Raw genomic sequence first — 12533 nt, 5'->3', positions numbered from 1 at the left:
GTTTCGGACTGATTCACTCCTAACAGAAAAAGGACATGTAAGCTGGCGCTTCATGTCCTTTTTGCGTTTCAGACGAAATGCGTAAGCAACTGTAAAGGCTAAGTTGTCATCAGTTCGTCGTAGGCCACTACATCTTTGGCGATGGTAGCCAAAATCTGTTTTGGCTCCATGCTAGGATCCTTGCGTCCGTGTTCAGCGCCGCCAAGATCGTATTCTGCGTGGACGATTTTAGGCATGTTCGGATCGCTAAAACGGGGATGATCCAGAAGCAGGCGAAAATTCACATTGCCTTCGCCAAAAAGAACGTTCACAGGCACATCTCCTTTGCCTTTTGGGTTTTTGCCCCAAACAAAGTCTTTTAGGTCGAAACTCCGAATCTGATCGGACACCAAATGAAAAACGTTTTCATAGGATTGATATCCTTCCACCGTGGCATGCCGAAGGTCAAACTGAATGCCGATGTGGTCGGGGTTGATGCCATCCAATAGGTGATAAATTTCCCAAACCGAGCCGCCAATTCGGCTACCCGCATGGTTCTGGTAGTGTCCGCATACGCCGTGATGGGCATGAAGTTCTGCTACCTGTTTCATTTGGCTGTTCAACGATTTTAGCTCGCTTACGATATTTTTCGAGGGGAAAGGCATCCATCCCATTCGGTAATTTTTAATGCCTTCTCCGGACAATATTTTAATGAATTCCTCCCACTCCGATCTCTTGGCAAGGGTCATTTCGGTAGTTAGCACGGGTGTTTCCAATCCCAGATTGGCACAGTCCCGCATAACTGCTGGCAGCTTGCTTTTCATCTCGTCTATGTCAAAGAATCCATTAGATCGGACGGGAAGATCCACACCGGTGAACCCTAAGTCCTTAGTCACTTGTGGGACATCTGCCAGTGGAAGCCATTGGAGGGCTTTGGTGAAAAAATAAAGAGGGCGAGGCCCTACGTTGTCTAGACGTGCACCTGCACCCTGAGGTGCATGAGCGAGGATTTCTATACCGCTTAGCCCTAGGGCACTGAGAGCGGTAAGTTTCTTTAAGCTGGATCTTCGGTTCATCATCGGGTTTATTTGCGATACAATAAAGCTACTAAAGATATATCAGATAATTGGTTTTCGAAGCGTCTCTATTCGTCTAGGGGTACCAAAATCTCTTTAGTGTCAATCCTGATTCTTGCAAATCAGTAGCGGCAGTTAAATTAAGATAAAGAACAGTAAAGCAACTGCCAAGACCAAGGTCATCTGTTTTGCTTTTTGCTGCAACTCGGTGGCTACCTTTCGCTGCCGTATTACCAAGACCGCTAAACTCATCGCCAATAGCTGTAAAGCAATGCCTAGGCCACTAAGCCAGCCGCCGTATTTGCCGACTGACACAGGAATCTGAACCAGCACCAAGGGGGCCAATGCCAGGAGAATGCCTAATATGCCAAACGCAAACGAGCGATCGAGTAATTTTTTATCTGATATCGCGGTCCATTTCATCATCTGCTGGCTCCTTGGCGTTTTTGTTGAAAATAGGCATCCAAATCCGATACTCCCAGCGTGTTGAGTGTCATCTCCTTGGTGAGGCCACCCTTTCGGCCCACAATGACGCCATAACGCATATCCTCGAATCCATCGGTCTCGTGGGCGTCGGGGTTGATGGACAGTTTGACCCCCTGACTGATGGCGTATTGTACCCAACGCCAATCGAGGTCCAACCTCCACGGGTTGGCGTTGATTTCAATGACTACGCCGTGCGCTGCGCAAGCGTCGATAATGGCTTTGTGATCAATGGGATATCCCTGTCGGCGCAGCAATAGCCTCCCGGTAGGATGTCCCAGGATCGTCGTGTAAGGATTCTGAATGGCTTTTAACAGTCTGGCAGTAGCTTTCCCTTGATCCATATTCAGACTGGAGTGCACTGAGGCCACTACATAGTCAAAGGATTGCAATACCTCTTCCGGGTAGTCGAGGCTGCCATCCATGAGGATATCGCTTTCAATTCCTTTAAATATCTTAAAGGGGGCAAATTCAGTATTCAATTGGTCGATTTCTTCCTGTTGCTTGGCCACCCGTTCGGCGTTGAGGCCATTGGCATAGAAGGCCGATTGACTATGATCTGCCATGCCCAAATAGTCGAAACCCTGAGACATGCAGTAGGTAGCCATTTCCCGTAGGCTATGTTTTCCGTCGCTGTAGGTAGAGTGGTTGTGCAGGGGCCCTTTGATATCCTCGTATTCCAACAGGCGGGGAAAGTCACCTTCCTTGGCTAGGTCGATTTCGAAATATCCCTCGCGGAGTTCCTCGGGAATAAAGCTCAATCCGGCTTCTCGATACGCTTCTTCTTCGGAGTCGAAGGACTTACTGAGGAAGACCACCGCTAGGGTTTGGCTATCATGCACGGGCGCAAGCAAGTGAGCACGGGCAGCTTTTCGGATCAATTTTTCACCCATGAATTTTTCGGGCTGAACCAATAGCAGGTCGCAGCGTAGTCCGTGTTTTTCCAAGATCCCACCCCATCTATAGGGACTGCTCAGGGTGATTTCTTGTTCCAGTCCACTCAACTTTGCCAGTTTGGCCAGGGTACCTTTGGGATCTTTGGTAGGGATCAGGATTTCGAGCAGAGAGATGATTTCCAGTTTGCGACTATATTCGCCCACCACGGCAAATCCCCCCTCTCCAAAAAGGTCTCCAAGCTCCTGGGTAAGCTTCTCCACATCTTTTTCGATATCGGCAAACAGGCATTTCCCGCGGTTGCTGTCCAGGTATTCCAGCGATTCGACAATGGATTGTTGGGTTTTTTCGCCAAAACCCTTCAACTTGGCTACCTGGCCGGACTGGCAGGCTTCCATGAGTTCATGGGTAGAGGTTATGTTCAGTTCCTGCCAAAGCGTTTTGATTTTCTTGGGGCCAAGTCCTTTGATGGACAGAACTTCCAAGATCCCCTCGGGGGTTTTTTCCAGCAGTTGCTCCAACAGCTTGTGTGAACCGCTGTCAATAACCTCCAAGATTACTTCAGCGATGCTTTTTCCAATGCCGTTGATTTCCTGAAGTTCTGCCGGGGATTTGCCCAGCAGGGTGGGAGACTCCCTTTCCAGTGTGGTGACGGCCGACTGAAAACTTCGGATCTTAAACGGGTTTTCGTCATGGAGTTCCATGAGTTGTATCGTCAGTTTCAGCGTTTTGGTGATTTGCTTGTTATCCAAGGTATTTTCTTTTCTTAACGTTTCTACACAAATGTCCATAATATTTGTTTTAAAATAAAATCATTCCCCTTATCTTAAGCAGGCAAAGCCTAGATGCGCTTACGGCGAAGGAGGGGGATTCATTTCCTCGATTAAACACAAACCTATGAATTATTGGTTAGTCAAGACAGAACCCGAAAGCTACTCCTTGGAGGATTTAGAGCGAAAGGGAGAAGACGTCTGGGATGGTGTCAGAAATCACCAAGCTCGAAATTTCATTGCAAAAATGAATCTCGGGGACCTGGTTTTCGTGTACCATAGTGGAAAGCATAAAGCCTTGGTAGGCATGGCCAAGGTAATCTGTGCTCCATACCCCGACCCAAAGGCAGAAGAAGGCGAAAAGTGGCTAGCCGTAGACCTGCGATTTGAAAAATACCTGCCAAAGCCCGTACACCTAGCTGACATCAAATCTTCCGATTCTCTCCAAGACCTGCTTTTGGTCCGGCAATCCAGACTGTCTGTGATGTCAGTGGAACCGTCCGAAGCAGAGGTGCTGCTTAAAATGGCAAACTCATGAATGTAACCTGTAGGATACTGTTTCTTTTTTTTCTTTCGCTTGCAGCCACCCGGGTTTCCGGGCAGGTTCAGTTCACTCATCGGATGGAGGTCCCTACCGGTTGGCAGGACGATGATTTCATTGTGATGCCCAAGGCCAACGGGATGGTGGCTTTTCGGGTGATCTCCGATAGGCCGGTTGGCAGAAGGAATGTGTTTCAATACGTCGTCTCAGATTATCAACTTAGTTCGTCCGAGCCTTATACGTTTCCCATCAAGGACTTATCGGATCTCATTGGATTTGACTTAGATGGAGAGTTGCTTTATGCGCTCTTTCAAAAAGGTCCTGCGTATAACAACGAGCGATTTATCTACGAGGTGAACCTACAGACTGGGCAGGTGAGGGAAGTGGCCCTTACTTCGATCCTGAATTTGGATCTACAGGACTTTTTAGTTTTTAACCGAAAGGCGGTTTTCATGGGTAATTTTGAATACCGTCCGGTGATTCAACTATTTGATTTGTCAACCTCTGACGTCATCACGGTACCGGGAGTGTTCGAAAAGGATGCCAATATCCTACAGCTTCGAAAGGATCCCGAGCTGGATATTTTTGACGTGCTGATGAGCCGCCGGGATTATTACAAGAAGAAAATCGTCACTATCCTAACCTACGACACGAACGGGGAGAAGCTGCGGGAAGTAAAGATCGACGAGCTCAAGGACCCTTCCATGGAGATCGTGGAGGGCCTGCTCACCTCCTCTTACGATTACAAGCAGGCATTGATTGGGCCGTATGGTCTTCGTCGGAAAGAAGCCTACCAGGGGGTCTATTTTACGAAGATCAACGAATTTGGAGAGTATGAAAACCAGTACTATACCATCGCCGATTTCGAGAATTTCTATAGTTATTTACCCGAAAAGATGCGTGAACGCCGGATTAGAGCGTTGGAGCGCAACATAGAGCGCGGCAGGAATACCCCGATTAGAAATGTATTGGTCACCAGGGAGGTGACGGATCTGGGGGGCGCTTTTTTGGTATATAATGACCTGTTTGTATCTTCATCCACGAGGTATATGCCCCGGGATGGGATGTATGCCAGTAGTTTTTACCGGATGAACCCGATGATGGGGGGACTGAATACCTTTGCCAATCCCCTTTGGATGGACCCTAGGTGGCGGACCAATCAGGTGGTACAGCAGTACAAGTTTTTGGCTTCGCAGTTTATCATTTTAGACAACGATGGAAAGATCGTCTGGGACAATATGTTGCCCCTAAATAACATGAGCAGGTCCAGCCCGGCGAAGTTTGGGGAGGTCAGCTTTGATGGCAGCAACCTGTTTTATATGTATTTGGATGGACAACAGTTGATGCTTAGCCAGTTTAGAAGTGGGGAGCTGGTCAGGGAGCATGAGCCCTTCGAGATTGAGTTGGTCAATGAAAACGAGCGAATCCGGGATACCCGTGAAAGCAGCCTACAACTCATCTGGTGGTATGAAAATTACTACCTGCTAAGTGGAAAACAGCGCATACGTTTTCAAAATAGGGAGGGAAAGGAAGAACTTAAGGAAGTGAATTTCTTCACCAAAGTGAAAGTGGAGGATTTAATCTGAGCCGCTCCCGAGTAGGGAAATTATTTTTAATATATTTGTAGGCAAATTTTGGCTATGCAGAAACGACTTGTCCTTGATCAGACCCAAATAAACATCACCATCAGCAGATTTTGTTATCAGTTGATAGAGAATCACGATGATTTTGACAATACGGTGTTATTGGGCCTGCAGCCTCGGGGGTCGCTGGTATTGGATAGAATCATTGATAGGATGAAGGAGATTTCGCCGGCATCCATCCCGTTTGGCTACTTGGATGCTACCTTTCACCGGGACGATTTCCGGCGCAGGGAGATGCCCCTAAGGGCCAACGAAACCCGGATAGATTTTTTGATAGAAAACAAGAAAGTGGTTCTGGTGGACGATGTGCTATACAAGGGACGCTCGGTGCGGGCGGCCATGGATGCCATGATTGCATTTGGCAGGCCACAAAAGGTCGAGTTAATGGTTTTGATAGACCGCAAATACACCCGTGATTTCCCCATCAAGCCGGACTATTTCGGCAGGCAGGTGAACACCTTGGAGAGTCAGTACGTGAGCGTGGAATGGAAGAGTCAGGGTTTTGAAGAAGACGCTATTTGGATCACCGAAAAAGCACCGAAGAAATAATCATGCAAACACTCAGCACAAAGCACTTATTGGGTATAAAAAACATCACAGAATCCGATATCCAGTTGATTTTTGAGACGGCGGATAATTTCAAGGATGTGTTGAACCGGCCTATTAAGAAGGTGCCTTCGCTTCGAGATATTACCATCGCCAATGTGTTTTTTGAAAATTCCACCCGAACCAAGCTTTCCTTTGAGCTAGCGGAAAAGCGGCTTTCGGCCGATGTGATCAATTTCGCATCCAGTAGTTCTTCTGTAAAGAAGGGCGAAACGCTGATCGATACGGTAAATAACATTTTGGCCATGAAAGTGGACATGGTGGTGATGCGGCACAGCAGTCCGGGAGCTCCCCACTTTTTGTCGAGAAATATCAAAGCAAATATTATCAATGCCGGGGATGGAACACACGAACATCCCACTCAGGCATTGCTCGATGCTTTTTCAATCCGGGAGAAACTGGGCGATGTGGCAGGCAAGAAGGTGGCCATTATCGGAGATATACTGCATTCCAGGGTGGCCCTGTCCAATATCTTTTGCCTCAAAAAGCTCGGAGCAGAGGTCATGGTCTGTGGACCGATCACCCTGCTGCCCAAGTACATCGAAAGTCTGGGTGTGAAGGTCGAACTGGATGTGAAGAAGGCACTGGAATGGTGCGATGTGGCCAATGTGCTTCGGATTCAGCTCGAACGTCAGCAGATTAAGTATTTCCCTTCCTTACGTGAGTATTCGCTCTACTACGGTATCAACAAGAAGTTGTTGAGCCAAGTGGACCGGGAGATTGTCATTATGCATCCGGGACCCATTAATCGGGGTGTGGAATTAAACTCAGATGTGGCTGATTCCGAGCATTCCATCATACTGCAGCAGGTGGAAAATGGCGTAGCCATACGGATGGCGGTCCTGTATCTTTTGGCCGGTGTAAAGTAATCGTCGCGCAGACACCAACGTGGAGGCCATTTTTTTCCCTTTGTTACTCAACCGGGATAGCTATCATTCCGTTGATAAATTTTGTAAATTGCCAACTAACCCCAGACCGATGATATACGATTCCATTATAGATACTATTGGAAATACGCCTCTTGTGCGGCTGAATAAGCTCAATGCAGGCATAGAGGGAGAGATTGTCGTGAAAGTGGAGTATTTCAACCCCGGAAATTCCATGAAAGACCGAATGGCGATCAAGATGGTAGAAGATGCCGAAAAGGAGGGGATTCTACGGCCCGGAGGTACCATCATCGAAGGGACCAGCGGAAATACCGGCATGGGATTGGCCTTAGCGGCTATCGCCAAAGGATACAAATGCATTTTTACCATGGCGGACAAGCAGTCCAAGGAAAAAATAGACATTCTAAAGGCCGTAGGGGCTGAGGTGGTGGTATGTCCTACCAACGTGTCTCCGGAGGACCCCAGATCTTATTACTCGGTGGCCAGGAAGCTGAACGCCGACATTCCGAATTCATTTTACCCCAATCAATACGATAATCTATCCAATTGGAACGCCCATTACGAAACCACCGGTCCGGAAATCTGGAAGGACACGGAGGGTAAGATTACCCATTTTGCGGCGGGAGTCGGCACGGGTGGTTCCATGTCAGGTACTGCCAAATACCTCAAAGAGCAGAATTCCAGCGTGGTTTCTGTCGGGATAGACACCTATGGTTCCGTTTTCAAGAAATACAAGGAAACCGGCGTTTTTGACGAAGACGAAATCTATCCGTACCTGACCGAAGGAATCGGGGAGGATATTCTTCCCAAAAACGTAGATTTTTCCCTTATAGACCTCTTTGTGAAGGTGACTGACAAAGACGCGGCCGTGATGACTCGAAGGTTGGCTAGGGAAGAGGGACTTTTTGTGGGATGGTCTTGCGGTTCGGCCGTACACGGTGCCTTGGAATATGCGAAAGACCACCTCAAGAAGGGTGATTTGATGGTGGTGCTGCTTCCGGACCATGGGACCCGTTACCTAGGGAAAATTTATAACGATGACTGGATGCGGAACCACGGATTTTTGGAGGATAAAAGCTTTACAACCGCCAGAGACATTATCAAGGGTAGACCGAGGGCATATGAACTGGTAGTGGTAGGGAAAGCGGCCACTGTCAGAGATGCCATCGCCCAAATGAACCAAACCAGTGTATCTCAAATACCTGTCATGGACGAGGGTCAAGTAGTGGGGTCGATCACTGATTCCAAGCTATTGAGTAAAATCATCGATAACCCTGACCTAAAGGACGCGTCCGTCTACGAAGTCATGGAGCCACCGATGAAATTTGTGGCTATGGACAGTACCTTGGATGTGCTGTCCAGTATGGTAGACAAAGAAAAGGCCGTTTTGGTGCGCGATGAACAGCACCAGATTCATATCATTACCAAACACGACTTGCTGGCTGCGATTACGGGGTAAAAGGTAGTAGATTTGTGCTTAGCTAGTCAAAAAGAATCCCAGCCTGAGGCAATCAGGCAGCATGGTAGTTAATCGTCTCTCCAAGTAGGGATTTTACCATGCCCACCTTATCAGTTTTCGAACAAATGAATCATCAGAAATTAGATCAATTGATTGAAAGAGGCTACGATTTCGATATTCGGGAGGCCTTCGAGCATGCTTGGGCGATGTTTAGGAAATACCCGGCTTATTGTGCCGGCTTTTCATTTTTCATTATCTCCGTACAATTGCTGTTTGTGTTGTACATCCCAGATTATGCCTTGTTGTTTGGCGTGTTTCTGGCTGGGCCGCTTACTGCGGGCTATTTCCTCGCTGCAAATAAGATCACCCAAGGGCACCTACTCATTAATTCGGACTTCTTCAAAGGATTTCAGTACTATGTACCGTTGGTATTGGTTAATTTGGTGGGGCAGGTGCTTACTGCGTTGGGCTTTTTTGCGCTGGTAGTTCCCGGAATTTACCTGTTGGTTGCCTATATGTTCTCCTCACTGATGGTGCTGTTTGGAGGATTTGAGTTTTGGCCGGCGCTGGAGTATAGCCGTAAGCTGATTCAGGTGCAGTGGTTTAAATTTTTCCTTTTCGGTGTGGTCGCTGTGGTAGTAAATATTGCAGGTGCCATGTTGTTTTTGGTAGGATTGGCCATTACCATGCCAGTGACCTATTTTGCCATTTACTACCTATTTGAGCAGATCACCAGGGATGTGTTCGTGGAGGACGTAGAAGAGGTCGAAGCCGGATGATCAATCAGGTGAAGCAGAGGTGAAGGCCTCGTCGCATCCGTTAAACCGAAGAAAACGTGTATGAAGTAATTATCATTATCGGGGTCGTTCAGGCACTTTTCGGGATGGTTCTGTTTCTAACCAAAAGGCCCCGTCACGTGAGTTTTCTGTTTTTGGCCGGGTGGTTCGCTGTAATCGCAATCTTCCTTGGATCTTTTTTGCTGCCCTTCCAGGTAGTGGAATACTTCAAACCGGGCATATTTCCTATTCTGTTCTTGTTGGGGCCTTTGCTGTATTTCTATGTTCGATCTCTTACCGTCGAAAATTTTGTTCCCGCCTACAAGCACCTTTTTCACCTGGTGCCTTTATGGGCAGTTTCTGTGCATCGCTCTACGATTCCGGTGGTTCCCATCATGACCAGGGCAGAAGATCCTCTGTATCTCTATAACAAAGTGTATTATTTTTTACTAATCCTTTCGCTATTGCTTTATTGGCTACTGAGCGTTGGCTTAATTTTTCGGTACCGAAAAAGCATCCCCTTGCACTTTTCCAATTACACCCGAAACAACTCACTTACTTGGACGGTCTTTGTATTGACTTTTTTTCTGATGTTTTTTATGGTCGATTTTGTGAGACAGTTTATTCGTATAGCCTGGGATGTGGAGTTTGGTGGGTTCTTTTTGCTACCGCTAAACTTAACTGCTTTTGTATTTATCGTGATTTTTTTCGGGATCAATCAAACGGTCGTTTACCAACCTATCAAGCGGCAGACGAATCCTGCACAGCTCGGCGAAATTAATGGGGAGGCATTATCCACGGCCGCCCGTTCAGACATTCAAGCCGAGGAACTCATGGAACTGAATCAGCAGGTTATCCGGTATTTATGTACTCAAAAGGCTTACCTCAATCCAGAATTCAATTTGGAGTTGATGGCGGCAGATTTGGATATCCCGCGTAACAAACTCTCACAGGTGATCAATTCCGGTCAAAACAAAAATTTCCACCGACTCATCAACGAGTACCGGATCCGTGAAGTCAAGGAAAGACTCCTGGACCCGTCGTACAGCCATTTTTCGGTTTTGGGGATTGCTTTCGAATGCGGTTTTAACTCAAAGTCAGCCTTCAACAGGATTTTTAAAGAGGAAACAGGACTTACGCCCAGCGAATTTAAACGTACCAGTTGATCCATAAAGGGGTCCCAACGTATCCGTTGGGACGATTGCGGGCTATTGGAACCCTATTTTTGGCGTTAGAAACATAAACAGACTGCCGTTACGGCGGTTTTTGTAGCCATGTTATTTTATTCCACCCAAAACGAATACAACCTATGAGATGGATTATTCCCTCACCTTTATCCAGCCGGATGACGTACCCAAGGCGAACCTTGTTGGCACTGATTGCAGCTGCCCTGTTACTAGGCTTTCATCAAAGCTGCCAAGAGAAACCCTCCTATGAGCAACCTGTTTTGGGCTATCGCTCCGCCGTCATTTTGGAGATTGATGGTTTACAGTTTAAGGATTTGAATAAAAATGGTACACTGGATGTATACGAAGACTGGCGGCTGGGTTCCGAAGAAAGGGCCAAAGACCTGCTGTCCAAGATGTCCCTGGAGCAGAAGGCCGGCTTTATGATGATCAACTCACTCAGTATGCTGGGTACCAGAAAGGCTGAGGCATCGGATGGCAAATATGTTGCCAGTGACCTCGAAGGGGGACAAGTGGCGGAAGATCCCGCAGCCCAGGCGAATCGTCCGAACTTTATAGGCGGCATGAATACCGTCACCAGTTCCACACAGATGGTAAGGGAATTTCACAACCGGCATTTTATTTTGCGGGCAAATGAGTCTGCCAGGGTGATTTCCGAATGGAACAACAAGTTACAGGAATTGTGTGAAAGCGAGCCTCTTGGTATTCCGGCCATTATCACCTCCAATCCCCGAAACCACATTACTTCCAACGCATCCGTGGGCACAGCACTTGATGCGACGGTCTTTACGGCTTGGCCAGGGGAACTTGGTCTTTCGGCCACGCGGGATTTGTCTTTGATTCGGGATTTCGCTGAGTTTTCGCGTCAGGAATGGCATGCTGCGGGTATTCGAAAAGGGTACATGTACATGGCGGATTTGGCCACAGAGCCCCGCTGGTCGCGGGTAAACGGCACCTTTGGCGAGGACCCTGAATGGGTAGCACAGATCATCAAGGAAGTGGTACTGGGTTTTCAGGGTGAAAAGCTGGGCGATACCTCGATTGCGTTGACCATGAAGCATTTTCCGGGCGGGGGTTCCGGCAAAGGCGGGCAGGACTCACACTTTGAGTGGGGCAAGGAGCAAGTTTTTCCTGGGGGGCGATTTTACGATAACCTGTTGCCGTTTCGGGCAGCGATCGATGCAGGTACATCTGCTATAATGCCCTATTATTCCATGCCGGTAGGTACGGAGTTTGAAGAGGTCGGGTATGCCTTTAACAAGGGAGTGCTTACCGGATTGCTCCGAGGAGAGTTGGGCTTTACCGGCATCATCAATACCGATACCGGGCCACTCACGCGCATGGTTTGGGGCGTAGAGGAGCTTACCTTGGAGGAGCGCTACAAGAAGGCCATCGAGGCTGGCTCTAATATCATTTCGGGCGTATCCGATCCCTCGGTGCTTATTGAGGTGGTGAACGATGGCATGCTCGCCATGGAGCATATCGACCAATCGGTATACCTGCTGCTAAAGGAAAAGTTTGACTTGGGGATCTTCGAAAATCCCTATACCGATCCGGATACCTCTGAGCAAGTAGTGGGTAGTGAAAAGTTTAAGGAAAAGGCTGCACTGGCACTTCGGAAATCCATCGTCCTCTTGCGCAATGAGGATGGGGCACTTCCTATAAAGCCCAAAACCAAGGTGTATTTTGAAACCTTTAAGGCGCCCGGACGGGGCGATCGGGGTGCACAGCGAAAGGTACTGGTCGAAAACGATGCCAATTATGACCTGGAGTTTGTCTCCTCACCCGAAGAGGCGGACTTGGCAGTGGTGTGGGCCGTCCCTTCCAGTTCCCTGTTCAACTCCAACGGCGATCCCATATCGCTGTCCCTTTCCAAGTCAGCCATCAACGTGGGGCAAATCAACCAGATTACCTCGGCAGTTCCTACCATATTGGTCGTAGATTATACCAATCCATGGGTGATCAACGAGGTATATGACGATGATGCAAAGGGAAGTGTACAGGCAGTTTTGGCAACCTTTGGCACCACACCGGAGGCCTTGCTCGATGTACTTACCGGAAAGTTTAACCCACAGGGCAAGATGCCATTCTCCACGCCCGTCTCTGACGAAGCGGTGGAAAATAACCTGGAAGATGTGCCAGGATACTTGGAGGGCGATGGATACGCCCTGTTTGACTACCAGGAGGGCTTGAGCTACTAAGGCCAGATTGCGGGAATAGAGAAATAAATGA

11 protein-coding genes are annotated in these 12533 nt (G+C 48.1%); 8 read left to right on the top strand and 3 right to left on the bottom strand.

Annotated features, from left to right (window positions below; genetic code table 11):
• Positions 1 to 98 precede the first annotated feature (98 nt).
• The 3 genes from JJU34_RS03590 to JJU34_RS03580 all read right to left on the bottom strand — a co-directional run bounded on the left by JJU34_RS03590 (position 99) and on the right by JJU34_RS03580 (position 3223).
• Positions 99 to 1058 (bottom strand): TIM barrel protein, encoded by a 960-nt coding sequence (locus JJU34_RS03590; protein ID WP_228690958.1) that lies wholly within the window; start codon positions 1056 to 1058, stop codon positions 99 to 101.
• A 132-nt stretch (positions 1059 to 1190) separates the two neighbouring features.
• Entirely contained in the window at positions 1191 to 1481 is a 291-nt protein-coding gene (locus tag JJU34_RS03585; RefSeq protein WP_366512672.1) for a hypothetical protein, read from the bottom strand.
• On the bottom strand, positions 1478 to 3223 hold the full coding sequence (locus JJU34_RS03580) for a helix-hairpin-helix domain-containing protein (RefSeq protein WP_228690957.1): 1746 nt from the start codon (positions 3221 to 3223) through the stop codon (positions 1478 to 1480). Before JJU34_RS03580 ends, JJU34_RS03585 begins: the two co-directional genes overlap by 4 nt.
• A 106-nt stretch (positions 3224 to 3329) precedes the next feature.
• On the opposite strand from JJU34_RS03580, the gene JJU34_RS03575 reads away from it, so the two are divergent.
• From JJU34_RS03575 to JJU34_RS03540, 8 genes are all read left to right on the top strand, one after another.
• Positions 3330 to 3740, top strand: coding sequence for an EVE domain-containing protein (locus JJU34_RS03575; RefSeq protein WP_228690956.1), 411 nt, complete (start codon positions 3330 to 3332; stop codon positions 3738 to 3740).
• Positions 3737 to 5329 carry a transcriptional regulator gene (locus JJU34_RS03570; protein WP_228690955.1) on the top strand — a complete coding sequence of 531 codons (1593 nt, stop codon included), beginning with the start codon at positions 3737 to 3739 and terminating at the stop codon, positions 5327 to 5329. The genes JJU34_RS03575 and JJU34_RS03570 overlap by 4 nt, the downstream gene beginning before the upstream one ends.
• Positions 5330 to 5383: 54 nt before the next feature.
• Complete coding sequence (pyrR, locus tag JJU34_RS03565) at positions 5384 to 5935, top strand: bifunctional pyr operon transcriptional regulator/uracil phosphoribosyltransferase PyrR (protein ID WP_228690954.1); 552 nt, start codon at positions 5384 to 5386, stop codon at positions 5933 to 5935.
• 2 nt (positions 5936 to 5937) lie between these two features.
• A complete protein-coding gene (locus JJU34_RS03560; protein ID WP_228690953.1) occupies positions 5938 to 6861 on the top strand; it encodes an aspartate carbamoyltransferase catalytic subunit in 924 nt (307 codons plus the stop codon).
• 109 nt (positions 6862 to 6970) lie between these two features.
• Positions 6971 to 8338, top strand: coding sequence for a cystathionine beta-synthase (locus tag JJU34_RS03555; RefSeq protein ID WP_228690952.1), 1368 nt, complete (start codon positions 6971 to 6973; stop codon positions 8336 to 8338).
• A gap of 125 nt (positions 8339 to 8463) precedes the next feature.
• On the top strand, positions 8464 to 9117 hold the full coding sequence (locus JJU34_RS03550) for a hypothetical protein (RefSeq protein ID WP_228690951.1): 654 nt from the start codon (positions 8464 to 8466) through the stop codon (positions 9115 to 9117).
• A 56-nt stretch (positions 9118 to 9173) separates the two neighbouring features.
• Positions 9174 to 10280 (top strand): helix-turn-helix domain-containing protein, encoded by a 1107-nt coding sequence (locus JJU34_RS03545; RefSeq protein ID WP_228690950.1) that lies wholly within the window; start codon positions 9174 to 9176, stop codon positions 10278 to 10280.
• A gap of 143 nt (positions 10281 to 10423) precedes the next feature.
• Positions 10424 to 12502: a glycoside hydrolase family 3 N-terminal domain-containing protein gene (locus tag JJU34_RS03540; protein WP_228690949.1), complete on the top strand. Its 2079-nt coding sequence runs from the start codon at positions 10424 to 10426 to the stop codon at positions 12500 to 12502.
• The last annotated feature ends 31 nt before the right edge of the window (positions 12503 to 12533 follow it).

Source organism: Lunatimonas sp., from assembly GCF_020832325.1.
Classification (GTDB): Bacteria; Bacteroidota; Bacteroidia; order Cytophagales; family Cyclobacteriaceae; genus Lunatimonas.
Note: the sequence above shows the minus strand (reverse complement) of the source record. Positions and strands in the feature narration are given on the sequence as shown.

Coding starts and splice junctions, on each gene's coding strand:
- JJU34_RS03575 (WP_228690956.1), top strand. CDS start 3,330: ATGAATTATTGGTTAGTCAAGACAGAACCCGAAAGCTACTCCTTGGAG.
- JJU34_RS03570 (WP_228690955.1), top strand. CDS start 3,737: ATGAATGTAACCTGTAGGATACTGTTTCTTTTTTTTCTTTCGCTTGCA.
- JJU34_RS03580 (WP_228690957.1), bottom strand. CDS start 3,223: ATGGACATTTGTGTAGAAACGTTAAGAAAAGAAAATACCTTGGATAAC.
- JJU34_RS03540 (WP_228690949.1), top strand. CDS start 10,424: ATGAGATGGATTATTCCCTCACCTTTATCCAGCCGGATGACGTACCCA.
- JJU34_RS03585 (WP_366512672.1), bottom strand. CDS start 1,481: ATGATGAAATGGACCGCGATATCAGATAAAAAATTACTCGATCGCTCG.
- JJU34_RS03550 (WP_228690951.1), top strand. CDS start 8,464: ATGAATCATCAGAAATTAGATCAATTGATTGAAAGAGGCTACGATTTC.
- JJU34_RS03560 (WP_228690953.1), top strand. CDS start 5,938: ATGCAAACACTCAGCACAAAGCACTTATTGGGTATAAAAAACATCACA.
- pyrR (WP_228690954.1), top strand. CDS start 5,384: ATGCAGAAACGACTTGTCCTTGATCAGACCCAAATAAACATCACCATC.
- JJU34_RS03555 (WP_228690952.1), top strand. CDS start 6,971: ATGATATACGATTCCATTATAGATACTATTGGAAATACGCCTCTTGTG.
- JJU34_RS03590 (WP_228690958.1), bottom strand. CDS start 1,058: ATGATGAACCGAAGATCCAGCTTAAAGAAACTTACCGCTCTCAGTGCC.